The 23,923-nt window shown below is 48.1% G+C and carries 21 protein-coding genes and 1 other annotated feature; of the genes, 3 read left to right on the top strand and 18 right to left on the bottom strand.

What is annotated here, in order from left to right; all coding sequences use genetic code 11:
• Positions 1–175: 175 nt before the first annotated feature.
• From I2H74_RS21825 to I2H74_RS21785, 9 genes are all read right to left on the bottom strand, one after another.
• Complete coding sequence (locus tag I2H74_RS21825; protein WP_195576366.1) at positions 176–1,330, bottom strand: FtsW/RodA/SpoVE family cell cycle protein; 1,155 nt, start codon at positions 1,328–1,330, stop codon at positions 176–178.
• A 6-nt stretch (positions 1,331–1,336) separates the two neighbouring features.
• Entirely contained in the window at positions 1,337–2,131 is a 795-nt protein-coding gene (gene minD / locus I2H74_RS21820; RefSeq protein ID WP_195576365.1) for a septum site-determining protein MinD, read from the bottom strand.
• 5 nt (positions 2,132–2,136) lie between these two features.
• Entirely contained in the window at positions 2,137–2,793 is a 657-nt protein-coding gene (minC, locus tag I2H74_RS21815; protein ID WP_195576364.1) for a septum site-determining protein MinC, read from the bottom strand.
• A gap of 292 nt (positions 2,794–3,085) precedes the next feature.
• The gene (gene mreD, locus I2H74_RS21810; RefSeq protein WP_195576363.1) at positions 3,086–3,616 is read right to left on the bottom strand and encodes a rod shape-determining protein MreD; all 531 of its coding nucleotides are present in this window, start codon (positions 3,614–3,616) and stop codon (positions 3,086–3,088) included.
• Positions 3,613–4,524 carry a rod shape-determining protein MreC gene (gene mreC, locus I2H74_RS21805; protein ID WP_229106929.1) on the bottom strand — a complete coding sequence of 304 codons (912 nt, stop codon included), beginning with the start codon at positions 4,522–4,524 and terminating at the stop codon, positions 3,613–3,615. Before mreC ends, mreD begins: the two co-directional genes overlap by 4 nt.
• A gap of 99 nt (positions 4,525–4,623) precedes the next feature.
• Complete coding sequence (locus tag I2H74_RS21800; RefSeq protein WP_195576361.1) at positions 4,624–5,658, bottom strand: rod shape-determining protein; 1,035 nt, start codon at positions 5,656–5,658, stop codon at positions 4,624–4,626.
• A gap of 99 nt (positions 5,659–5,757) precedes the next feature.
• A complete protein-coding gene (gene radC, locus I2H74_RS21795; protein WP_195576360.1) occupies positions 5,758–6,444 on the bottom strand; it encodes a RadC family protein in 687 nt (228 codons plus the stop codon).
• A gap of 92 nt (positions 6,445–6,536) precedes the next feature.
• Positions 6,537–7,154: a Maf family protein gene (locus I2H74_RS21790; RefSeq protein ID WP_195576359.1), complete on the bottom strand. Its 618-nt coding sequence runs from the start codon at positions 7,152–7,154 to the stop codon at positions 6,537–6,539.
• Positions 7,155–7,427: 273 nt separating this feature from the next.
• Positions 7,428–8,774 carry a hypothetical protein gene (locus tag I2H74_RS21785; RefSeq protein WP_195576358.1) on the bottom strand — a complete coding sequence of 449 codons (1,347 nt, stop codon included), beginning with the start codon at positions 8,772–8,774 and terminating at the stop codon, positions 7,428–7,430.
• 359 nt (positions 8,775–9,133) lie between these two features.
• Here I2H74_RS21785 and I2H74_RS21780 point away from each other — a divergent pair, with 359 nt between their 5' ends.
• On the top strand, positions 9,134–9,340 hold the full coding sequence (locus I2H74_RS21780) for a hypothetical protein (protein WP_195576357.1): 207 nt from the start codon (positions 9,134–9,136) through the stop codon (positions 9,338–9,340).
• 131 nt (positions 9,341–9,471) lie between these two features.
• Here I2H74_RS21780 and I2H74_RS21775 read toward each other — a convergent pair whose 3' ends face one another.
• The 4 genes from I2H74_RS21775 to I2H74_RS21760 all read right to left on the bottom strand — a co-directional run bounded on the left by I2H74_RS21775 (position 9,472) and on the right by I2H74_RS21760 (position 16,290).
• Positions 9,472–10,407 (bottom strand): serine/threonine protein kinase, encoded by a 936-nt coding sequence (locus I2H74_RS21775; protein ID WP_195576356.1) that lies wholly within the window; start codon positions 10,405–10,407, stop codon positions 9,472–9,474.
• 332 nt (positions 10,408–10,739) lie between these two features.
• Positions 10,740–12,113, bottom strand: a complete 1,374-nt coding sequence (gene murC / locus I2H74_RS21770; RefSeq protein WP_195576355.1) for a UDP-N-acetylmuramate--L-alanine ligase — start codon at positions 12,111–12,113, stop codon at positions 10,740–10,742.
• A 3-nt stretch (positions 12,114–12,116) separates the two neighbouring features.
• On the bottom strand, positions 12,117–13,493 hold the full coding sequence (locus I2H74_RS21765; RefSeq protein WP_195576354.1) for a bifunctional folylpolyglutamate synthase/dihydrofolate synthase: 1,377 nt from the start codon (positions 13,491–13,493) through the stop codon (positions 12,117–12,119).
• A gap of 130 nt (positions 13,494–13,623) precedes the next feature.
• Positions 13,624–16,290 (bottom strand): valine--tRNA ligase, encoded by a 2,667-nt coding sequence (locus I2H74_RS21760; protein ID WP_195576353.1) that lies wholly within the window; start codon positions 16,288–16,290, stop codon positions 13,624–13,626.
• 138 nt (positions 16,291–16,428) lie between these two features.
• Positions 16,429–16,733 (bottom strand) — a binding site (T-box leader).
• A gap of 186 nt (positions 16,734–16,919) precedes the next feature.
• Here I2H74_RS21760 and I2H74_RS21755 point away from each other — a divergent pair.
• A complete protein-coding gene (locus I2H74_RS21755; RefSeq protein ID WP_195576352.1) occupies positions 16,920–17,084 on the top strand; it encodes a hypothetical protein in 165 nt (54 codons plus the stop codon).
• A gap of 275 nt (positions 17,085–17,359) precedes the next feature.
• Here I2H74_RS21755 and I2H74_RS25215 read toward each other — a convergent pair whose 3' ends face one another.
• The 3 genes from I2H74_RS25215 to hemL all read right to left on the bottom strand — a co-directional run bounded on the left by I2H74_RS25215 (position 17,360) and on the right by hemL (position 21,461).
• Positions 17,360–19,078: a LysM peptidoglycan-binding domain-containing protein gene (locus tag I2H74_RS25215; RefSeq protein WP_324254132.1), complete on the bottom strand. Its 1,719-nt coding sequence runs from the start codon at positions 19,076–19,078 to the stop codon at positions 17,360–17,362.
• Between the two features lie 146 nt (positions 19,079–19,224).
• The gene (locus I2H74_RS21745) at positions 19,225–20,115 is read right to left on the bottom strand and encodes an RluA family pseudouridine synthase (protein WP_195576350.1); all 891 of its coding nucleotides are present in this window, start codon (positions 20,113–20,115) and stop codon (positions 19,225–19,227) included.
• 47 nt (positions 20,116–20,162) lie between these two features.
• Positions 20,163–21,461 (bottom strand): glutamate-1-semialdehyde 2,1-aminomutase, encoded by a 1,299-nt coding sequence (gene hemL / locus I2H74_RS21740; protein ID WP_195576349.1) that lies wholly within the window; start codon positions 21,459–21,461, stop codon positions 20,163–20,165.
• Between the two features lie 99 nt (positions 21,462–21,560).
• On the opposite strand from hemL, the gene I2H74_RS21735 reads away from it, so the two are divergent.
• Entirely contained in the window at positions 21,561–22,238 is a 678-nt protein-coding gene (locus I2H74_RS21735) for a Crp/Fnr family transcriptional regulator (protein ID WP_195576348.1), read from the top strand.
• Between the two features lie 89 nt (positions 22,239–22,327).
• On the opposite strand, the gene hemB is transcribed toward I2H74_RS21735, so the two are convergent.
• Positions 22,328–23,326, bottom strand: coding sequence for a porphobilinogen synthase (hemB, locus tag I2H74_RS21730; RefSeq protein ID WP_195576347.1), 999 nt, complete (start codon positions 23,324–23,326; stop codon positions 22,328–22,330).
• Between the two features lie 209 nt (positions 23,327–23,535).
• Positions 23,536–23,923 (bottom strand): uroporphyrinogen-III synthase (locus tag I2H74_RS24860; protein ID WP_229106928.1); only part of this gene is annotated, 388 nt, incomplete at its 5' end.

Here is a 23,923-nt window from a genome sequence, read left to right as displayed (position 1 = left end):
CAATATGGTGTGCAATATGCTTTAGTAGTCAAGCTTTGTATGCCTTTATCCTCAAAACTGAAGACAAAAAACACCTCTATATTTACCCTTATGCAAAAGGCAAATATAGAGGTGTTTGTACTTCGCTTATGCCGCCACATAAGCGAATAACTATAATAGAGACTCACATGTTGCGTCAGTCCTCAAGCTGATATTTCTCCTGGTAGATTCGAATGCTCATAACAAGCCCGATACAGCACATGTTCAGCATGAGCGATGTCCCCCCATAGCTGATAAATGGCAGCGTAATCCCGGTAATCGGCATCAGACCAATCATCATGCCAATGTTCTCGAAGATCTGGAACACGAACATCGCCACAATCCCGATGATCATATAGGAGCCTCGCCGATCGTAGCATTGGAATGCGATTAGAATCATTCGATAGATAAGCAAGAAATATAAGAGCAGAAGGATCGCTCCGCCTTGGAAGCCGAATTCCTCCCCAATCACGACAAAAATAGCATCAGAGTAAGTAAGAGGAACATAGCCTCTTCGCTTAAGCTCCCCTTGTAGGAAGCCGTCGCCAGATAATCCGCCTGATCCGATGGCAGTCATGGCGTATTCCGATTGATGGCGCTCATCGTTCGTCGCTGAGTCAGGGCTTACAAATGTATTGATCCGCTCAAACCAATGCGCTTGTCCTAGCGTTTCCTTGAAAAAGGCTTCTGTCTGACCCTTGAAGCTTGTGAACATCACAAATACTAAAGCTACACTGCCGACAACGATCAAGGTTCCTACCAGCATATGACGATATTTCAAGCCGCCGATCCATAGCATTGCAATCAAAATAACCGCATAAATGACTGCATTCCCAAGGTCAGGCTGAGCCACTACGAGCCCAAATGGAATGGAAACGACAAGTCCGATCGGAATAAGATCCCTCGTAAACGTGAGCGGCTCTCCGTTGCGCTTGCCGAGCATTTGCGCGACAGCGAATATGATCGCAATCTTCGCCAATTCGGCAGGCTGGAAGCTAAGCGAGCCTAACTGATACCAGCCTCTCGCACCGTTGATGTAAGCTCCAAAGAAGTAAAGCCCGATCAGAAGCAGGATCGTAATGGCGAATGTTACGGGCCACCATTTTAAATACAATCGATAATCGATAAGCGATATTAAAAACATCACGCCAAAGCCAATCGCAAAAAAGACAATCGTCTTCATCGCCATGGAGTACGCATCCATTGTCGTACTACCATGTGTGGAGCTATAGACAAGCAATGGGCTGAACACCGCGAAACAAAGCAATATTCCAACAATAATCCAATCTATTCGCTTAATTTTGTTCAGCAAGGCTTATCATCCTATTCCAAAAAACTTCTTCATCTTAGTCATCATTCCTTTTTTCTGATGAAGCTGCATCAGCGGTACCGTATCTCCTAGAATACGCCGCGCAATATTGCGATAAGCAATAGCTGCCTTGGACTCTGGGTTCATCACCGTAGGCTCTCCATTATTCGCTGCCTTGATGACCAATTCATCGTCAGGCACGATGCCAATAAGGTCGATGTTAAGCACTTGCAGAACATCATCGATATCAAGCATCTCACCGCTCTTCACCATATTAGGGCGAATGCGATTCACGATGAGCTTTGGAGAGCCAAGATTAGCACTCTCAAGCAACCCTACGATGCGGTCGGCGTCGCGAACAGCTGCATTCTCTGGAGTCGTTACCACGATGGCAGCATCTGCTCCTGCGATGGCATTCTTAAAGCCCTGCTCGATACCAGCAGGACAATCAATAATAATATATTCAAAATCTTTCTTGAGCTCTAAAATGATATCCTTCACTTGATCCGGCGATACAGCAAGCTTGTCCTTTGTCTGTGCAGCAGGCAGCATATAGAGCTCGTCAAACCGCTTATCCTTCACAAGCGCCTGATTCAAGCGGCAGCGGCCTTCTACGACATCCACGATGTCATAAACGATACGGTTCTCAAGCCCCATCACAACGTCAAGGTTGCGAAGCCCGATATCCGTATCCACCATACATACCTTTTTCCCCTGCAAGGCAAGAGCTGTGCCTAGATTGGCGGACGTTGTCGTCTTACCGACACCGCCTTTACCCGAAGTGACGACAATGGCCTCTCCCATGCAATCTACACTCCTTTGAACATATTCAGGTCTTTGCGAATCCGATGAAGATGCGAGACCTTATCAATCTGCATCTGTCCTTCTCGCACATAGGCGTATTCCATCTGTGTCTGCTTCACGCCCCATTCATCCGGCGGACGGCTAATCACATCGGCAATACGAAGCTGCGTCGGTGCAAATAGGCTTGCAACGATTACCGCATTGTCATCGCCGTTGACACCTGCATGCACGGTTCCGCGCAAAGCACCGCACACAACGACATCCCCTGTGCTCTCAATCAATCCTCCAGGATTCACATCACCTAAAAATAACAAGTTGCCCTCATGTCGTAATACTTGACCCGATCGTACAATTCCTGTCAAAGTCTGAACTTGGTAGCCTTTTTCTTGCGGTTTAGACTCGGCATCACATTGTATAGACCGTATGAGCAAATTTCCTCTCTGTCGCAATATTTCTACTAGTTCTGTCTTTTGCTCGTCTACAACGGAGCGAGCCCCCAACTTGACATCCACATACACGATAGGTCCACTAAAGAACTGAGATGTATGTTCAAGCTTAGCGCGCAAATCATGCAGCACATCGCTAAAATCGCTTTTATCGTCAAGCAGGAACACGAGGCCGTCTTTGACACCTTTTATCGTTACTAGTGACTTGGCCGTCATCGTTCGTCCCTCCCAACGTAATCTTTTTCGTTACGCATGAGGCAAGTTCCTGCAACGACTTACAAAATCATAGGAAAATCGATGAAAAACCCTCCTTCGCAGCATCTAGAAGAGAAGAACTGCGTTCATAGGCAGGTTTTGTCGCCAAATCGAAAGTTGCTCCGAATCTATCGAAACAACAATATTCAATTAGGTAAACATACCTTTCATTCAAGCTACTCCATCATGATTGAACGCATGCAGAGGTTGATGAAAAGCAAGCAAAGCCGCCCGGAGCGGTATCCGAAGACGGCTATAACGCTTCTTTTTCCTCGTTAGAGTCAGTCACGGGAGCAGTTTCGAACCATTTGCGCATCGGAACGTAGATGATGAGCGCGAACAACAATTGGATAAACAAGCTTGGAATCATGTAATTCAGCAGCGTATCCTTAAACTCAAGATGCTGCACACTAAACAACGCATAAATACCGAAGATAATCGCTTGATAAATGAAACTGCACATAAACGAAATCATCATCATGATCATCATGGACGTATTGCGCGTTGAAAAGAGGAGACCTACTAAATATCCCAATAACCCCATTGTAAACGTGTGCGGACCTATCATATGTCCATAGTAAACAATATCCTGCAATAGTCCGAACCCTAGCCCCATCATAAGCGCAGTATGACGATGCTTATACACCGCATGATACAGCACAACGATAAAGACAAGCTGCGGGAAGATGCGGTCTGACCATGCGCCTGGAATCAAAAAAGGAAGCCATGTACCTTCAATCAGGAACAAAATGAACATAAAGAGAATCATCCAGTTTCGATTCATGGGGTCTTCTCCTTGCCGTTCGTCGCTTCTTCATCCACTGCTGCATGGCTTACCACCACAAACAGTTCCCTCCAATTCTCAAAGGAGGCTGTTGGCTTCACTTTTGCAGTATACGTCAGTCCAAAATCACCAGGCTCTTTAGAGACTACTTCGCCGATTACCAACCCTCTAGGGAAGTATTGGCCGATATCCGAGGATACAATGGTATCTCCTTTTTGAATCGGATCATCCTCTTCAATCCTTGTCATCAAGAACAAGCCTGAACTTTGATCATAGGATTCGATCATGCCGAAGGATTTGTTCTCCTTGCCCATTACAGTCGCGGCAATCGCTCTGGAGTTCGGGTCCTTGTCATCCATGTTCGTGAGCAATTCAACCGTCGATGAGAACTGGTAGACTCGGCTGATCATGCCGACAACTCCGTCAATCGAAATAACAGGCATTCCGACACGCATGCCATCGCTCTCTCCCAGATCGATATTAATTGTCTGGTTGAATGGGTCGGCCACGTTAATCGAGTTCACCTGTGCGATTCGATACTCATAAGGCAGGTTCTTTTGCTTCTGACGCTCTGTGAACCCTAGTTCTTCCTTAAGTCGTTCATTTTCTGCTTTATAGCCATTATACACACCTTTATCACGGGTATAATGCGCTAGAGCAATCTTCAATCTCTCATTCTCTTCATACGTCTCTTTCAACTTCGAAACATCATCAATAAACCCTGAAATGGCAGACGCCGGCTTGTAAAATATCTTTTGAACGAATGTAACAGTGTCGTGCACGAATTTCTCGGGCCATGACACCTTACCGCGTGCGCCAAGCGTGAAGCCCATGATTGCAATAAATACAATAAGTCCAACCATTAAAATAAACAATCGCTTGTTGCCTAACAGCTTAAACAGTGTCAACACCTTCTCATCGTCATGCAGATTCGTTCCGTAGCTTTATACATATGGTCCGCACCGGAGGAACGATCCTGTGCGGCACCATAAATACGTACCCTACGATTAGCGCTTCATGCGAAGAGCGGAACTGCTGCGTGCTTTGAAGAGGTGGATATTATCTAGTGCGCGGCCGGTTCCGATCGCTACACAGTCAAGTGGATTCTCAGCCACAATGACTGGCATTCCTGTCTCACGAGCAAGCAGCTTGTCTAGATTGCGAAGCAACGCTCCACCGCCTGTCAGTACGATGCCTCGGTCCATAATGTCCGCTGCAAGCTCTGGCGGACATTTCTCCAATGTGACCTTAACAGCTTCCACGATGGCACTGACTGTATCGGCAAGTGCGCCTGTAATCTCATTGGAAGAAATGGACAATGTCTTTGGAAGACCTGTAACAAGATCGCGTCCGCGAATCTCAAGGGATGTCGACTCTTCCGACTGAAGGGCAGAACCGATCTCCATCTTCAATTGTTCCGCTGTACGCTCCCCGATCATCAAGTTATATTGACGCTTAATGTATTGAATAATGGCATCATCCATATCATCACCAGCAACACGAACAGAACGAGCCGTAACGATACCTCCCAAGGAGATGACTGCTACTTCTGTCGTACCGCCGCCAATATCAACGACCATGCTTCCTGTTGGTTCCCATACAGGAAGGTCCGCACCAATAGCTGCTGCAAACGGCTCTTCAATCGTGTAAGCTTCACGAGCTCCAGCCTGCTTCGTTGCATCTTCAACGGCACGCTGCTCGACTGCTGTAATGCCAGACGGCACACATACCATAACGTTTGGATGGCGCGGGAACAGAGAGCGCTGCTTCTGAGCTTGTCTGATGAAGTACTTAATCATCGTTGCCGTTGTGTCGAAGTCCGCGATAACGCCGTCCTTCATCGGACGAATCGCGCGAATGTTACCAGGAGTACGTCCGATCATTTTTTTTGCGTCTTCACCAACTGCTTCTATCGTCTTCGTATCGGTGCGAATCGCCACAACAGACGGTTCCCGTACGATAATTCCTCTTCCACGAACATATACCAATGTATTTGCTGTACCCAAGTCAATTCCCAAATCTTTGCTAAAACCACCAAACATGATGTCTAATCTCCTTTATCTTGCGTATTCAAGTCACCCTTGAACAACTTCAATTTTCTGTATTTTTTCACTCTAGTTGTAAACAACTTAAACATTATATTACATATGGCCTTGTTCCTTCAAACTTACATACCGCTGATCGCCGATGACAATATGATCCAATACTTCAATCCCTACAAGCTCTCCCGCTTCCATCAAGCGTTTGGTAATCCAAATATCCTCTTCACTTGGCGTCGGATCTCCGCTTGGATGGTTATGCAAGCACACCACAGAAGCCGAGCTGTGCCGAATCGCAGCGCGAAATACCTCGCGCGGATGGACTAGGGAGGCATCCAAGGTGCCAATCGAGATGGTCTCCTGCGCAAGCACCTTATTCTTCGAATTGAGAAATAAGCAAATAAAATGCTCCCGTTTATAGTACCTCATCGACTCCATAACCAAATGGGCTGCATCCTGCGGGCGCCTGATTACGGCTTGTTCATCCATTCGAGACCTTGCCATTCGCCGGCCAAGCTCAAGGCCAGCAAGCAGTTGAAGGGCTTTTGCCGTCCCAATGCCCTTAATCTCCGTAAGCTCCATGTACGACATATCGGCAAGCTTGTGCAGGCTTCCTATATGATTCAGGATGCGCTGTGCAACAAGCAGCGCAGATTCGTTCTTCGTTCCAGTCCGAAGAAGGATAGCAAGCAGCTCTGTGTGGCTAAGCGCCTCTGATCCTGCATGCATCATTCTTTCTCTCGGACGATCTTCTTCAGGTAAATCCTTTAACATCGGTTGGTGTGTCATACCATGCGCCCCTCTCAACATCAATCGTCAAGATGTTAGCCCTGGCAGATGCATCACAAACGACAGCCAATATAAATTATACTGCAATTCAGTCAAGGAGTTTCGATGCCGAAGGATTCTAGCATCTCTGCAAGAAGGGATACAGAAAGACCTACAACGTTAAAGTAACATCCGTCTATACGCTCCACAAGCGTAGAGCCTCTTCCTTGAATTCCATAAGCACCAGCCTTATCAAGTGGTTCTCCCGTCGCAATATAGGAAAGAAGCTGTTCATCCGTCCGCTGACGCATCCACACACGCGTGCGACGATGCCGTACTAACACATTTCCACTGTTCATATCCATACATGCAATACCTGTATATACGTCATGAGCCCGACCTTGGAGCATTTTAAGCATACGTAATGCATCCGTCTCATCTGTCGGCTTCCCTAGAATCTGTTCTTCAAGTGCAACGATGGTATCGGCTCCGATGACCAATCCTTGAACTTGTCTTGTTTGTCGCTCTGCGACTACTGCTTCAGCCTTCTTACGTGCCAGCTGTTCAACCGTTTGTGCAGGTGTCCAATCCGCCTCGACACGCTCTTCCACATCACTCGTTTCGATTTCGACAGGCAGTCCTAATCGATGAATCAATTCTTGCCGCCTTGGGGAAGAGGATGCGAGAACAAGAAGCGGTAATTCCTGTGCATTTCGTTGAATGTTCTCCATTTTTTGACACCTTTCCTTATTATACGCTCAGTTTTACAGCTTGACAAATAGTATACACCATGTAGAAGTATCCTTCTACCCTTGTTCTTCTAGCTTGATGAATGACCCATCGTTCAGCTGTTTTTTTATCCTGTTTGCTTCTGTCAAAAGGCAACTTTCATCATGGTTCCACTTTGAAAACGGCGTTTACTAGTATGCGCGTTATAGACAAAGGAATACAAAATACGACAAATAGACCTCCGTTGCCGCTATGGAAACGAAGGTCCGTTCTATCTATTCCCCTGTCAATCGATTCAACCATGCTTCCTCGAGCAGTGCATATTGAATGCTCGCCTGCTGAATGTTCCACAGCTGAGCTGAGGATGGCTTTTTATTATATTCATTGACGGCATTAATAGCGGTATTCATAGACTGTACGATTCTTGCCCATTCCTTCTCATCCTCGCTGTTCAATGTTTTCTTCAGCTTCTGGCCTTCTTCTGTCCATTGCTGGTGCACATTTCGAAGCGTATCCATACTCGACTTGTCAAAAGCTGCAGGCGTCGATGCCTGAAGCATAGCAGCAGACTGGGTGATGAGCCAATCCTGAACGGTGTCTCCCTTGCCTACAAACTGCTGCAGAAGCTTTGCATCCCCTGTAAACTTCAGGCTCGTGTAGGCCTTGCGCTCCTGTGGCCGAACATAGAGTTCAAGCTCCTGCGACTTCAAGGCATCACTCAGCAGCATAGCGTCATTGCGGCTGTCTGCAATAGCTGCGAAGACTCTCTCGGTACCTTGATCCTCGCCTGGGACTCTTACCGCCGCTAGACCAAGGCTCCTGAGCTCCTCCTCTGCTTTCTTCGCTCCCTCCGCTTGGCTGAACACGCCGTACTGAAGCACATGCTTCGTACGCGCTGGAATATCGATTGCTACCGCATTGGCCTTTGTGCTGCTCTGCTGAGATTGCGCATCATTTGACGCTCCCTCACCTTTAGTGTCCGATCCTTCATCCTTGATAGTTCCCATCACAGGAACATCTCGGGTTAGATCCGGAAGCGGTGTGTCCCCCTTGAACAGAGATAACGTTAGAAGACCAAGTGCTAAGCCTGTCGCTACCGCTCCCACCACAGATAAGGCGACCCGCAATATGGTTGGACGATTGGGGCGAGTCTTCACAGGCTTGATTGTAGAATAATCGAACGCAGGCATCTCATGCTTCCAATCTCTGTCGTGCTCTTCTACCGCTTCTGCAGTTTCATCGAGCTCTTCCACAGGCTTTTCATCGATTCGCACAGGCTCCGTTCCACCAGCCTCACGAATGACTCGCTCAATTCTTGTCATCTCATCTTCAAGGTCCACACCTTGCTGCTGATAGAGTGGATTCACACTCGTAACCGCTGCATAACGATCGCTATGGCCTGGATCCGTGTTCATATCCTTCTTCGCAATCTCTATATAAGTTTCGACGTGCTCTTGACCCGTTTGTCCTTCGTTCGAATCAGCTTCAGCATACTGCCAATCACTCCAGTTCACCTGCTGTTCAATTTCTTTTTTGATCTCTTCAACTTGATTCCTCTTATCCGTATCGTTCGCTTGTGCAGGAAAGCGAAACGTTAACTTGGCTGCGTTGCGCTCCATCATGATTCACCATCCTTCGATCCATTTAATTAATACTAGGTATATGGTAGATTCATAGAAAATAGAACGAAGATCTCTATCATTTTTTAGGTTCGCCCTATCAACCATTCGTGGAGTCACAACCTATCATCCTTTCATAGAATATAGAGGAAACAGGCGTGCAGTTGGGGGAGCAGCAAAGGATCTTTGTCATGCACCCTAGCATGACGATCCAAATCATGAGTAAAACATCTCTCGTACTTCATTAAAAAGTACAGGGATGTTTTTTTTATTTTTTCGAAACATGACTGTTACCGCAACGTATGAACATATAAAAATGCAGAGCCTTACAAGCTTCTGCAAAAGAAAGAGGAGGTGAATGTATGCTCAAGCATATGATCAAGCGTTTCTTGCATTCCGTGAAAGGTCAACACCAGCAGCGTCATTACAGCAGCAGCGATTATAAATACTCGAAGCATCGCGGACCTCATTCACAGCACAACCATCAATATCCGCCGCCCCCTCAGCACTTTGGACATAAGCATTACAAGCGTAAATACAAAAGCTTTAGCAGCTATTTTTCAAGCTAAGCCTATTAAGCCTATATAAAAAAGCACCCCACTTTTTCAAGGATCCCACACATCGACTTCGGAGGAATTAGGTACCCGTTCCGAGTCATAGCACTGGACATCCTGCGAAATAAGCCAGGGTGCTTTATTTTTTATAAACAAGGGGCAACAATGATTGCATTCTCCATCGCTTGCTTAAAGGTAAGTTCGCCTATCCCTAGTTCCTCACATGCCTGCTCAATTGCCTGCATATACATGGCGTCCTCTTCACTCTCTCGAGCAAGCAATAAACGCAGCAGCTCAGCGACCTTAGGCTGCAAGGCGAGCTCTTCCTCCCAAGGGCGCTCCTCTTGCTGCTCCTCTTCGTGATAATCGGAATAAAGCAAAAATAATAGCATGTGGCCAACAGCAAACCAATCGCTGCTATAGAGCGGCGCTCTCATCTCACGCTTAAAGGATGAATCCTCTCGATATAAGGACTGAGGCTCTTTGCGGAGATCTCTGAAGGAAGGGCTGCCTTTACGCTCTAGGCGTTCACAAAGTGCTCGGTCCCTTTCTTCGGGCACATAGCGTCTCGCTAGTCCAAAATCAATGAGGAACAACTCTCCATCCTTAATAAGAACATTCGGAATGCGTACATCCAAATGAACCATTGAGGCTTGATGCACGGCATGAATCAATTCTCCTAGCTCGCGAATAAATAGTATAGCCTCCGCCTGAGAAAAGGATTTATCGTGATCAAACAATAGCTGCTCGATATTGAGCCCTTCAATATAACTCATAACGAGATATCGATGCTTCCCCTCTGTAAAAATAGCCTGCATTCGAGGGATACGGCCATGATCAAGCTGCTTCAGAAATTCAGCCTCGCGTCCAAGCAGCTCGGTGCCTTTTTCCTTCTTGCTGGGACGGCTTTGCTTCACTAAACATGGCGCTAATGTCATCAGATCGGTAGCGAGATAAGCCAAGCCGTAGCTTCCCATTCCGATATAGCGGTCAATTCGATAGCGGCCTTGATCGATGATTTGTCCTTCCTGCAAAGGAAAGTCCATCCACCTCTCCCACACCGTTTTTAATAACGAAAGCATGCATACCACCTCTGAATGCGTCGAGATCATAATTCCCCTCGAGACCATCCAAAAGATGAACGGCTCCATTGAGGGCATAAACGAATCAAATCTTTTTATCCATCTCTAGTGTAACGGTTAGTTTCTCAAATGAAAAACCCTCACTACCGAAGTCAGCCTTGCGATAAACATTACGACTAGATGCCGTTATTCGAACAACTATTTCTGCGAACAAGATAGCCTCGCATATCCCTCAACCATGCATATCCACAAGAGAATAAAAAACAGACTGCCCTTCCGAAGAAGGATCACAGTCTGTCATCTGTTGAAAAGATTGGTGTAAAGAAAGGCGCTTACGCCTTGTAATGATCAGCAAGCTGATAGGCTACTCGCCAAATATCGCCGGCACCCATCGTAAGCACGAGATCGCCTGGCTTTGTATTCTCTTTCAAGTAAGAAAGAGCTTCTTCCTTCGTTGAAATGTATTGTGCATGCTTATTGCTGTGCTCTCGAATGCTATCCACGAGCTTCGAAGCATGAACACCCTCAATAGGCTGTTCTCCAGCAGGAGAATAGATATCGGTAATCAGCACCTCATCAGCATGGCCGAAGGCACGGCTGAATTGATCAAACAAGAAATAAGTACGGGAATAGCGTTGCGGCTGGAATACCGCCACGATTCTTCTGCCGGAAGCCTTTGCTGCAAGCAAGGTTGCCTCAATCTCCGTAGGATGATGCGCGTAATCATCAATGACGATAACATCTTGAGCCGTTCCAATAATTTGGTAACGGCGCTTCGCTCCTGTGAAATCAAGAATTGCGCGAGCTGCATCCTCAAAGGCTACGCCTGCTTCCATGCTTACGATGATCGTTGCCATCGCATTCAATACGTTATGGCGGCCTGGAATGGACAATTCCACCGTTCCTAGCGCTTCGCTTCCTTTCATCATCGTGAAGCGAATATGACGGTCCAGCGTTTCGATATCGACAGCGCGATAGTCGGCGGGCTCATCAATGGCATACGTTAAGGTGCTGCACTTAAGGTCTGCGATCATTTCACGAATAATCGGATCATCGCTGCACACCACAGCAGCCCCACCAGCCTTGATCTGGCTGAGGAACTGAACATAAGCCGCTTTCAGATTGTCAAAGTCTCCGCCGTAATTCTCCAGATGGTCGGCTTCAATATTCGTGACGACCGCAATCTGAGGATGATACGCGAGAAAAGATCCATCGCTCTCATCCGCTTCCGCGACCACAAAGTCACCGCGGCCAGCAGCTGCATTCGTGCCGAGGTTGGTTACCTCCCCGCCGATGATAAAGGTAGGATCTACCCCGCAGCGCTCCAATACAAATGCAATCATGGAAGAAGTCGTCGTCTTCCCATGCGCGCCCGCCACAGTGATCCCCTGCTTCGCATTCAATAGGCGCGCCAGCATCTCGGAACGATGAAGCACAGGAATTCCACGCTTCTCCGCTGCCACGCGCTCTTCGTTGTCTTTAGGCAATGCTGTGGAATAGACCACAATATCTGCATCCTGCACATATGCAGGATCGTGCCCAATATGAATAACCGCTCCCTTTGCTTGGAGCTTATCTGTCAAATCTTGTTTAGCAACATCCGATCCGGTGACCGTATAGCCCATTTCCAGCATCACACGGGCAATTGCACTCATTCCATAGCCCCCGATGCCGATAAAATGAACATGCTCTAACGTCTTCAACACGACTCACCAGCCCTTTTCAGATTCAGTATGATATAAGATATGCGAACGCACATCCGAAATTAAGTACAAGGTTCCTGTCACTACAGCCAAGTCATCAGGACCTGTTAGCGCCGTCAGCTTCTCCAGCGCTGCATGCCAATCCGGCTCGACCATAATCTCTGGACGCTTCGATGCTGAAGACAGCACGTCCTCGGCAATCTTTACAAGCTGCTCCGCATCCATCTTCTTGCGGAAGTTGGGCTCTGTAAAGATAACCGTATCCGCTAATGGCAGTATATGACGCAGTGTATCATGATGATGCTTGGTTGAAAGCATTCCCATCATAATATGGCAGCGTTCATATCGATACGTATCGCGAAGCGCCTGAGCAAGCGTCTCAGCGCCTTCTGGATTATGCGCTCCATCAATGAGAAGTCTCGGCTGCTCAAGAATCATTTCGAGTCTGCCCGGCCACGCAGCACAGCGGAATCCTTTAAGAAGCACGTCATCATCGATGATGAAGGCCATATATTGACGCAGCACCTCAAGCGTCATCAGCGAGAGAGCAGCATTCTTTAATTGATGGGCTCCGTTCAGCGTTATGCTGATCTGTTCAAGCTGGCGAAATGGCCCATCGAATGAGAACGCCTGTTGATTCTCTTGCAACGAAAGCGTCTTGTAGCTGAATTGCTCATTCATCGCATACAGTGTTGCTTTCATCTCGCTCGCCTTCTGGCGAATGACTTCAAGCGCCTCCGGCTGTTCCACCGTTGTCACAACTGGAACGCCAGCTTTTATGATACCAGCCTTTTCATAGGCAATCTTCTCGATCGTATCGCCCAAGACATCCATATGATCGTGGCCTATATTCGTAATAACCGATACAATCGGTGTCACGATATTCGTCACGTCAAGACGGCCGCCAAGCCCAGTCTCAAGCACCACAACATCCGGATAGGCAACCGTTCCATAGTACACAAACGCTACAGCCGTTGACACTTCAAACATCGTTGGAGAACCAAGCTCTGTCTTCGCAATCTCTTCCACCAATGGGCGAAGCTGATTGGCGATCTGAACCAGCGTCTCATCCGGAATGTCTTCATTGTTGAACTTGAATCGATTCGTAAAGCGCTCAATGTAAGGCGAGGTAAAGGTTCCTACATCATAGCCAGCTGCCAACAGCACGCTGGTCAGCATCGCACATGTCGACCCTTTGCCGTTTGTTCCCGCTACATGAATGAATTTGAGACGGCGTTCAGGGTTGCCTACGCGTTCCATCATGAGCTGGATTCGCTCTAGACCTGGACGAATACCGAATGGAATGAGTGAATTAATCCAATCGATTGCTTGCTCCACCTCTGTGAAAGGGACATATGTACCTGTTCCATTCGCTGCTACCATGATCATCATCCTTTTGTGCGAAGTGATCGCCTTAGGCCCAACATGTATGAACATATAGGAATAAGGCTTATAAATGCATGAAGGAAAGAACGAGCCTTACCAAAGTAAGGCATTCGCTCTTTCCATCCTATTATACCTCTTGCAGCTCTTGAATTCTCGCTTTAACTTTATCGCGCTTGTCGCTGTAGTCATTCATTTTCGCACGTTCCTCAGCAACAACCTTTTCCGGAGCCTTCGCCATGAAGCCTTCGTTAGCAAGCTTCTTCTCTACTCGCTCGACTTCCTTGTTCAAATGCTCCAGCTCTTTATTCAAGCGTGCAATCTCCTGCTCGATGTCAATTAGCCCTGATAGCGGCAAGTATAGCTCTGCCCCCGTCACCATCGCACTCATCGCTTTGCTCGGTGCTTCGATTGCCAAGCTGATATCAAGCTTCGACGTTCCGCAGAAGCGTTCAATGAATTCAATGTTGCGATTCAAGTTGTTGTAGGTATTCTCATCCGCAGGCTTCACCATAAGCTCAACCTTTTTGCTCATCGGCACATTTACCTCTGCGCGAATATTGCGTACAGAGCGGATCGTATCCATCAATAAGTTCATTTCGGCTACCGCACCTGCTGCTTCCAGCTTCTCATCATAAGTAGGCCATGCCGCTAATGTAACGGTATCTCCTTCATGCGGAAGATGCTGCCAGATCTCTTCAGAGATGTACGGCATGAACGGATGAATCAAGCGCATGGTACGATCGAGCACATAAGCAAGCACGGACTGTGTTTGCTTCTTCTGCACTTCATCTTGGCCATACAGGCTGAGCTTCGCAAACTCAATGTACCAATCACAAAGATCATCCCAGATGAAGTTGTAAAGAAGACGACCTGTCTCGCCAAACTCATACGCATCCAGCATGCGCGTCACATCGCGCGTCGTCTCATTCAGGCGGTGGAGAATCCAGCGGTCCGCTGTTCCAAGCTCGCCTGTAATATCGATATCCGCGTGTGTGAAGCCCTGCAGATTCATAAGTGCAAAGCGGGAAGCATTCCAGATCTTATTTGCAAAGTTGCGCGCTTGCTCAACCTTCTCCCAACGGAAGCGAAGGTCTTGACCAGGCGTGCTGGATGTCGAGATCATATAACGAAGGGCATCTGCACCATATTGATCGATAACTTCCAATGGGTCTACCCCGTTGCCAAGCGATTTTGACATTTTCTTTCCGTCCGCATCACGCACCAGACCATGCAGCAGAATATCCTTGAACGGAATTTGATCTGTAAACTCAAGCGCCGTAAAGATCATGCGAGCAGCCCAGAAATAGATGATGTCATATCCTGTTACAAGCACATTGGTAGGATAGTAGCGCTTGAAGTCCTCGCTGTCCGTATCCGGCCAGCCAAGCGTAGAGAACGGCCATAGTCCGGAACTGAACCACGTATCTAATACGTCGTTATCCTGCTGTAAGTTGTGGCTTCCGCAGGAATTACATGCCGTAACGTCTTCACTTGCTACGTTAATGTGTCCACAATCTTGGCAGTGCCATGCCGGAATGCGGTGTCCCCACCACAATTGTCTTGAGATAACCCAGTCGCGTACATTTTCAATCCAGTTCAAATAAATCTTCTCAAATCGTTCCGGCACGAAGTTTACACCTTTGCCAGACTTCTGCGCTTCAATTGCGCGCTCCGCGAGCGGCTTCATCTTTACGAACCATTGGGTAGACAAGTAAGGCTCAACGACAGCACCGCTGCGCTCACTATGTCCAACCTGATGCACATGCTCTTCGATATGAGTCAGCACACCTTGTTCTTTTAGATCTGCAACAACCTTTTTGCGTGCTTCAAAACGGTCCAAGCCTTTGTACGGTCCCGCTTGATCATTCATCTTGCCGCTTTCGTCCATGACAAGAATTTGAGGCAGTTCATGGCGCAGACCAACTTCAAAGTCATTCGGGTCATGGGCAGGGGTAATCTTAACTGCGCCGGAACCAAACTCTTTATCTACATATTCATCAGCGATAATAGGGATCTCTCGATTCACGATTGGAAGCAGAAGGGTCTTGCCGATCATGTGCTGGTAGCGCTCATCCTTAGGATGAACGGCAACCGCTGTATCGCCAAGCATCGTTTCCGGGCGCGTCGTCGCAACCGTAATGGAGCCAGAGCCATCCGTCAACGGATATTTCAAGTGATAAAGCGCGCCTTGAACTTCTTTGTATTCTACTTCAATATCCGAAAGCGCCGTGCGCGCAGCCGGGTCCCAGTTGATAATATATTTTCCGCGGTAAATAAGACCCTTTTCATAAAGCTTCACGAATACTTCGCGAACAGCGCTCGACAAGCCTTCATCCAATGTGAAACGCTCGCGGGAGTAATCCAAGGACAAGCCCATCTTCTCCCACTGCGAACGAATGCGATTCGCATAGGTATCCTTCCAATCCCACACCTTCTCCAGGAACTTCTCACGTCCAAGGTCGTAGCGTGAGATGCCTTCTTCACGAAGGGTTGCTTCTACCCGGGATTGCGTAGCAATACCCGCGTGGTCTGTGCCTGGCAGCCAGAGTGCATCATAGCCCTGCATACGCTTCGCGCGAATAATAATATCCTGAAGCGTAAAGTCCAGTGCATGACCAATGTGGAGCATGCCCGTTACGTTCGGAGGCGGGATCACGATCGTAAACGGCTCCGCATCTTTATTGCGTCCTGCTTGGAAATAGCCGCCTTTCATCCAATAGTCATACCATTTCTGCTCGGCTGCCTTCGGATCATAGGTCGTCGGCATCGACAGCTGTTCTTGATTGTCAGCCATGATAAGTCCCTCCATGTCGTGGATTAAGTAGTGTATCTTAGGGTGATGACGAAAGTCATACCGTGCTATCGGGCGAAATGTACGCAGTCCGCTGTACTCCTTGCAGGGTTATCTCCGCGCACAAAAAAACCTTTCGCCGCAAAGGACGAAAGGCTTGCTTCCGTGGTACCACCTTCATTCTGCAGCGCTCGATTGGATCGAGCCTAGTCATGGTTGCTTCTACACACTTGCGAGTGCATCCATGCTGCAGCGCTTCATTCGCACATAACGGCTGCTACCGTCCCTGTTTACTCTAACGTTTACTGATCCGAAAGATCACAATATCATCTTCAACAGGGCGACTCCCAGGCGACTTCAGCATTCACGTTCCTGCAGGCATTCCACCAGTTGCACTGCTCTCTGTAAGGGGTAATATGCTTACTCTTCCTGATCGATGTCTTTATAGACTGAACATTTACACCATATTGTACATTTGCACACAAGGCAAAGTCAATAGAAGATCGTGCATTTTCACGCTTATGCCAGTCATCTCCAAAAAAATCGTTTTTTATAACCTGTACTATTTACAGGCTTGTATAAATACCTTCATAAAAAGAGGAGTTTAGGAGCATAAAAAGGAGCGTGAACTCATGGAGCGCTGGTGGCTTCGTGCCAGATATGCTGTAAAAAGCGTAATCTTCCCATTGATTTGCCTTCAGTTTATTCGAACCTTATTATTCCCGACTGGGTTTGATGTATTACTGCTGTTTGTGCTGTTTCTTTTGTATCTGGGCATTTTGTTTGATGTCTTTTGATAGGTTCGGTACCAGGCGTTGCACAACGAAGATCATAATCCGTGAATAAGGTATGCAAATAAGCGATTCGTTTTCCTAATGACAAGAATAGAAAACTGCCTTTTTCAAAACAAATACCCCCGCCTCGATTTACCGTGGCGGGGGTTTGTTCGTTTATAACAAGATGTATAGCTGTCAGTGTTAATAAGATCAAACCTTGATAGGGATTATCAAAATGTTACTCCTCACAACAGCTTGACACACGAGCAAGAACGAAAACATCATCGCTATTATCCTCACGAAGGAATATAAAGCACCTGTCCCTGCGTAATGGAGTCCTCTTCAAGACGATTATACAGAGCGATCTCGCGAGGATGCATCTCGTAGCGTCCTGCAATGGTGTCCAACGTCTCATCACGCTGCACAATGCACATTCGCACCTTCTTGAAGCCGCGGTCATCCTGCACTCGATTCAAGAACAGGCTCTGCCAGTGCACTTCTTCATAAGCTTGTGCCTCTGCTTGCGCCTCTGCTTCGTTTATACGCTGCTCGGCTGCACGCTCCTTCTCCTTCGTCTGCATGCTGGACGAGAGGATACTGCTGTATCCAATTTGTTCAGCTGTCGAAGGATTGGCTGGCTTCGCGCTTCCGATTGCGACCTTCATTTCTTTCTTTTCCTGAACGATTGGCGCAGGTTCATCCTCTGCTTCAAGAGCAACTTCTGCATCCCGCTCCCGTTCTTGTTCCTCTTGCGCCAGAATCTCCTCAGCCTCACGCTGAATTTCTTCGATGGTCTCCTCTGCAATAGCAGAAGCTTCGGTCTCTTCTTGCTGAGCCTCATTCCTGAATTCTGCTTCAGCCGCATCATCGGCTGCCGCTTGAACACCTGATGATACGCTTGCCTTCGACCAAGGCGTATCCGACCATGTCAGATTAGCCGCTGGCGCCTTGCTATCTTCACTGGATACAAGGAATTCTGCTTGCGGCTTCGGAGCAGGCTCCGCTTCAGGATGTGTCTGTGCCTTCTTCGCCAGCAAGTCGCCCCATAACGGTTGTGCAGCCTCCGTATCGTATGGGGAAGCTTCCGCATTCACTGCGAACAATCGCTCCTGCTCATCTTGAGCAGAGGCTGCCTGCGTCAGTTCCTGCGGAGTCACTTCCTGCTCATATGTCGCCGTTTCAATTGCAGGTTGTTCAGGCTGCTGTTCAATTCGCGACGCATATTCGTAAGACAACTCTTGAGCTCCTTGAGCCTGAGACTCTTCTTCAGCCTGCACCTGAGGACTCGCCTGTGCAGGTTGTTGATAGCCGCTTTCTACTCGCTCAGCAAAGGCAAGCGCCTCGTTTGGCGCCGAAGACGGATTGCTGAATTGCTGATAGAGATTGGCTGCATACTGCTCACTAACCTGTGGAATATAGCTTGCATCCGGTTGTGTGCGATTCAGAGACTCTTGGTTTACGTTCGAAATCTGTGCCTCAGGAGCCTCTTGTTGAGACAGACTTGCAAGAGACGCAGGAACAACCTCCTGGGCTAAGTATGGACGTTCTCCTTGGTCATAGTCGCGAAGCCAAGTCGGCTCCTCAGATTCTGGAGCCGATTCGTGGGTTACCGTAATTTGCTCCGGTTCCCAAGCCTGAACAGCAGGCTGCTCTACAGTAATTCCCTTGAGAGACAATACTCCCGTAATATTGAGTGAGCGAGTCGATAAGAGATCGACATCGAAGTGCTCAATATCCACACATATGTCCTCTAAACTTCGAACACGATTCAAGGGCAGTGTAATCTCAACAGGAATCCAGTGCTCAAGCGATTCGCTTTTTCTCTGTTGCGTTGCACCAATGTATACCCCTGCAAGCAGCAGACTCCCTCGGACAGTCACTTGATCTCCAGAAGGAATGACCTGAATGTGAGGGGTAAGCTCTACCTCCTCCAGTTGATCAATGCCGACCAGATCATCCGATAAATGTACGCGTTCATAAATATCAAATCTTAAACCATAGGATTCATCATACACAGACTGCTCCTCCTCCCGCAGTTCATCATGCCATCTGCCAGATGCCACTTGATCTACGTACGCTCGTACGATTGAAGTATCGGTTGCACCATGGGTCAGACACAGTACCTTACTCTCATCATATGGGCGACTTAGAGGGAGCATGACTATATTTTTTGAATCAACAGGTTCATATCGTCTGGCATAGGAGCAAAGACCACCACTTCTTCTCCGCTAAAAGGGTGAGGAAATGAAAGAGCGACGCCATGAAGAGCTTGACGATGAAAAAGCGTTCGGCTTCCTCCATACAGCGTGTCCCCAGCCAACGGATATCCAAGGTTCGCCATGTGTACGCGAATTTGATGGGTGCGCCCTGTCTCAAGTTCAAGCTGAACGAGGGACAGCTCATTCGAGGTCTTCAACGTCTCATAATGGGTAACCGCATGATCCCCATTAGGTGTAACAATGCGGCGATTGCGCTTATGGCGATCCTTGCCAATCGGAGCATTGATTGTCCCTGACTTGGGCTTGACTTCTCCCTGAACGACCGCTTGATAGGTTCGATGAATTTGTTTTTCTCTCATAGCTTCATCTAAGATCGCATGAGAGAGCGCCGTCTTCGCATAGAGCACAGGCCCAGTCGTATCCGCATCCAAGCGGTGGATATGCCTGATGCGTACCTCTTGCCCTGTCCATGCATAATGGCAGGCGACAGCATGGGAAAGTGCTGTTCTCGCCTCTTCCTGCACTTCATTGGCGGGATGGACAGGCCTCCCTGCCTCCTTGTATGCGACTAGGCAGCTGTCATCTTCATATAGAATGACGGCAGGCTGATCCGCAGGAGCTGCATCAACTTCCTCTCGATGAAACACAGGAAGGCGAAGGCGGTCGCCTGCGATAATGAGACTCTTCTCATGCTTCCAGGCTCTTATCATATGAAGAGGCACACGCAAGGTGTGCCTCAGCCATTGTTCTAATTGTTCTTCATCTTTGAGCACAGAGCGGCCAGGCGTAAGCTCCAGCCAATCCCCTCTTCTGCTCCAATGTCTTGCTTGCATGGTCACGTTCCTCTCTAGCCAGCTCAGGCTAGAAGCCGATAACAGGCTTACAGCTGCTTCAAGGCTTCATAATTCGCGGCAATGGTTAACTCAATATCTTCATCGGTGTGGGCATTCGATACGAACATCCCTTCAAACTGCGAAGGCGCCACACTTACGCCTTGATTGAGCATACTGCCGAAGTATGACTTGAAATGCTCCAAATTAGAGCTCTTAGCCGTATCGTAATTGGTTACGGCTTGATCCGTAAAGAACGGACATACCATAGAGCCCACTCGGTTAACCACCGCTGGAATGCCAAGACGCTTGGCATTATCCTCAATGCCCGCTTGAAGCTTCGCTGACTTCGCTTCCAAGTTCTCGTATACCTCAGGCGTAAGGAGAGACAGCGTCGTAAAGCCTGCCACCATAGCAAGCGGATTGCCGCTCAATGTGCCTGCTTGATAGATTGGGCCGCTTGGAGCGATCTGCTCCATGATTTCCTTTTTCCCGCCGTATGCACCGACAGGAAGCCCGCCGCCGATCACTTTACCGAAGCATGTGAGGTCAGGGGTTACCCCAAAGCGTCCCTGCGCACAATTGTAGTGTACGCGGAAGCCCGTCATCACTTCATCAAAGATGAGCAGACTGCCATATGTCGTCGTTAAGTCGCGCAAGCCCTCCAAGAATCCTGGAACAGGCGGAACAACTCCCATGTTGCCAGCCACAGGCTCAACAATAACACATGCAATCTCTTCACCGAACTTTTCAAAAGCAAGACGCGCAGAGTCCAAATCATTATAAGGAACCGTAATTGTATTGCTGGCAATGCTCTCAGGAACCCCAGGACTGTCCGGCAGGCCAAGTGTTGCAACACCTGAGCCGGCCTTAATCAACAGGCTGTCCGCATGGCCGTGATAGGAGCCTTCAAACTTCACGATCTTGTTGCGCTTCGTAACGCCGCGTGCCAGTCGAATCACACTCATCGTGGCTTCTGTGCCGGAGTTTACCATACGTACGATGTCTACGGAAGGAACGCGTTCGCACACAAGACGAGCCATTGCCGTCTCAAGCTCTGTCGGTGCACCGAAGCTTGTTCCTTTTGCAGCCGTCTCTTGAATCGCTTGAATAACCTCAGGACGGGCATGTCCTAGAATAAGCGGTCCCCATGAAGCAACATAGTCAATAAACTCATTGCCATCAATATCGAATACACGAGAACCTGCCCCGCGTTCCATATATACAGGGGTAAGCCCTACCGATTTGAAGGCTCGAACAGGGCTGTTCACTCCTCCAGGCATATAACGCTTTGCTTCCTCAAATGCTGCTTTAGAGCGCTCATCGCGCCGTACTTTGCTATTTACCATACGACATGTACACTCCTATCTATATTTTGCTGTTTAGGTTATGATAAACTATTGAGAAAAACTATTATGACATCATCATTAAAAATGAGGGAAGAGATCATGATCCAATTGCTCAAACGTGTGCCTTTGTTTTCCGAACTTTCCGATGAACAGATGGATATTGTCACATCCATTACGTCACAGCTTGAGTTTGAACCCAATACCGTCCTGTTTGAACGCGGCGACCCTGGGAGCGCCTTCTGCATCGTCATGAAAGGCTCCGTAAAAGTATATACTTCCAATGAAGAAGGGCATCAGAAGATTCTTGCTGTATTCCATCCTGGAGACAGCTTTGGCGAGCTCTCGCTCATCGATGGCAAGCCTAGGTCTGCCACTGTTGAAACCCTGGAAGATACGGTGCTGATCACGATCACAAATGAAAGCTTTCATCTGCTGCTGCGCGCTCACTATGATATTGCCCAAAAGGTGATGATACAGCTGTGCAGCCGGCTAAGAGCAACGAATACACACGTCTACGATCTAACCTTTCTTGAGCCGTCCGCTCGCATCATAAAGAACATGATCCGAAATGCCAAGCTCCACGGAGAACGCTTAGAGGACAAGCTGATCGTCCGCTCTGCCTTCAGTAGAGAAGCAACCGCTGGCCTTGCTGGCGTTAAGCTGCACATATTGGATGAGGTCCTTCATGAATTACAATCGGAAAGTATCCTTTCCATTGCGTCTGATCATTATTCGATCGACCTAGCCAAGCTATACGAGAGTCCTTATATTTTATAATTCGAATGAATGAACAGGTCGGTGCCTATATGAGCAACCATTGCTCCATGAACCGACCTGCTTTTATTTACATCCCTTGTTCCAGCAGCTTAGCCTTTTAGCCAATGTGCCATATCTTTTGCAAAGTAAGTAATAATTAGATCCGCCCCTGCTCTCTTCATGCCAAGCAGCATCTCTGTTACAATTTCCCGCTCGTTAATCCAGCCTTGAGCTGCGGCAGCCTTAACCATGGAATATTCACCGCTGACATTGTAAGCTACAAGCGGCAAATCAAATTGGTCTCTCAGTGTGCGAAGCACATCCATGTAAGCAAGCGCCGGCTTCACCATCAACATGTCAGCACCTTCAACTACATCCGCTTCCGCTTCGCGAAGCGCTTCTCGAATATTGGCAGGGTCCATCTGATACGCCTTGCGGTCACCAAATTGAGGTGCGGAATGAGCCGCATCACGGAATGGACCGTAGAATGCAGAGGCATATTTCACGGAATAGGACATGATCGGAATATGACTGTAGCCTGCTTCATCGAGTCCTTGACGAATCGCATGCACAAAGCCATCCATCATATTGGAAGGTGCAATCATGTCCGCTCCTGCCTCGGCTTGGGATACAGCCGTTTGAGCCAGGTACTTAAGGGATTCATCGTTATCAACATCCCCAACCTGTCTTCCATTGACCTCATGAACATGTACAACACCACAGTGCCCGTGATCCGTAAATTGGCACAGGCATGTATCCGCAATGACGACCAGCTCTGGATGACGGGCTTTCACTTGTCTTGTCGCCTGCTGAACGATACCGTTGTGATCATATCCGGAGCTGCCGGTAGCATCTTTGTGTTCCGGTACACCAAAAAGCATAATCGCCGGAATGCCTAGAGCTACGATCTTATCAATCTCTTCGTCCAGTTTGTCGAGCGAATAATGATACACGCCTGGCATCGAAGATATGGGATTCAGTACATCCGTTCCATGTGTAACGAATATCGGCATAATGAGATCATTAACGCTTAAGCTCGTCTCACGCACCATGCTGCGAATGCCTGCTGTTCTGCGCAATCTGCGCAATCGTGTTGTTGGAAATGCCATCGTCATGTTCCTCCTTGGTCTTGTAAGTAAAGCCAAGCTCGGCTTCTAAGTATGGTAAATGGTTGGTTACAGCTATATGATCAACAGCAGCGATGCTGTCAATGGATGATTGAAGCATTCATGTCATGGACCACTGCATCCAGAGATCAGCAGAGCGTCCTTTCACGTTATATTTAACGACATAAATCCTATGAAATGATGGGACGTAATTAGTTCAAGTTAGAGGGACTAAGCTCAGATGCCGCTTGAGAAGCCTTCAGCCAATGAAGCATCGTATCCATAAGATCGTCCATCGTCGATACCTCGCTTACTGCAGAGACCTTAAGTCCCGCTTCTTTAGCGGTCTTCGCCGTCATCTCTCCAATGCAGAATATCGAGGTACGATTGAGCGCCTCCACCGGATCCTCCACACCATGCCTCTGGAGCATTTCAAGCGTATTTTTTACAGTCGATGAGCTTGTAAATGGAACAAACTGAATGCCACCATCCGCGAGCAGACCCGCGATATGGTGATCCTCATAATCAGGCAGTACGGTATGATACGTATCAAGATCCGTTACGCTGAGTCCGGCTTGGACGAGCTGATCGCGAAGCCAG

Origin of the sequence: Paenibacillus sp. 1001270B_150601_E10 (genome assembly GCF_015558675.1) — a bacterium.
Classification (GTDB): domain Bacteria; phylum Bacillota; class Bacilli; order Paenibacillales; family Paenibacillaceae; genus Paenibacillus_B.
This window is presented reverse-complemented; position numbering and strand designations above follow the sequence as displayed.

What these genes read in the sequence shown, in the direction of transcription:
- minD (WP_195576365.1), bottom strand. Translation starts at nt 2,131, where the DNA reads ATGGGAGAGGCCATTGTCGTCACTTCGGGTAAAGGCGGTGTCGGTAAG.
- minC (WP_195576364.1), bottom strand. Translation starts at nt 2,793, where the DNA reads ATGACGGCCAAGTCACTAGTAACGATAAAAGGTGTCAAAGACGGCCTC.
- mreD (WP_195576363.1), bottom strand. Translation starts at nt 3,616, where the DNA reads ATGAATCGAAACTGGATGATTCTCTTTATGTTCATTTTGTTCCTGATT.
- I2H74_RS21800 (WP_195576361.1), bottom strand. Translation starts at nt 5,658, where the DNA reads ATGTTTGGTGGTTTTAGCAAAGATTTGGGAATTGACTTGGGTACAGCA.
- radC (WP_195576360.1), bottom strand. Translation starts at nt 6,444, where the DNA reads ATGACACACCAACCGATGTTAAAGGATTTACCTGAAGAAGATCGTCCG.
- I2H74_RS21790 (WP_195576359.1), bottom strand. Translation starts at nt 7,154, where the DNA reads ATGGAGAACATTCAACGAAATGCACAGGAATTACCGCTTCTTGTTCTC.
- I2H74_RS21785 (WP_195576358.1), bottom strand. Translation starts at nt 8,774, where the DNA reads ATGATGGAGCGCAACGCAGCCAAGTTAACGTTTCGCTTTCCTGCACAA.
- I2H74_RS21780 (WP_195576357.1), top strand. Translation starts at nt 9,134, where the DNA reads ATGCTCAAGCATATGATCAAGCGTTTCTTGCATTCCGTGAAAGGTCAA.
- I2H74_RS21775 (WP_195576356.1), bottom strand. Translation starts at nt 10,407, where the DNA reads ATGCTTTCGTTATTAAAAACGGTGTGGGAGAGGTGGATGGACTTTCCT.
- I2H74_RS21765 (WP_195576354.1), bottom strand. Translation starts at nt 13,493, where the DNA reads ATGGTAGCAGCGAATGGAACAGGTACATATGTCCCTTTCACAGAGGTG.
- I2H74_RS21760 (WP_195576353.1), bottom strand. Translation starts at nt 16,290, where the DNA reads ATGGCTGACAATCAAGAACAGCTGTCGATGCCGACGACCTATGATCCG.
- I2H74_RS21755 (WP_195576352.1), top strand. Translation starts at nt 16,920, where the DNA reads ATGGAGCGCTGGTGGCTTCGTGCCAGATATGCTGTAAAAAGCGTAATC.
- I2H74_RS21745 (WP_195576350.1), bottom strand. Translation starts at nt 20,115, where the DNA reads ATGCAAGCAAGACATTGGAGCAGAAGAGGGGATTGGCTGGAGCTTACG.
- hemL (WP_195576349.1), bottom strand. Translation starts at nt 21,461, where the DNA reads ATGGTAAATAGCAAAGTACGGCGCGATGAGCGCTCTAAAGCAGCATTT.
- I2H74_RS21735 (WP_195576348.1), top strand. Translation starts at nt 21,561, where the DNA reads ATGATCCAATTGCTCAAACGTGTGCCTTTGTTTTCCGAACTTTCCGAT.
- hemB (WP_195576347.1), bottom strand. Translation starts at nt 23,326, where the DNA reads ATGGCATTTCCAACAACACGATTGCGCAGATTGCGCAGAACAGCAGGC.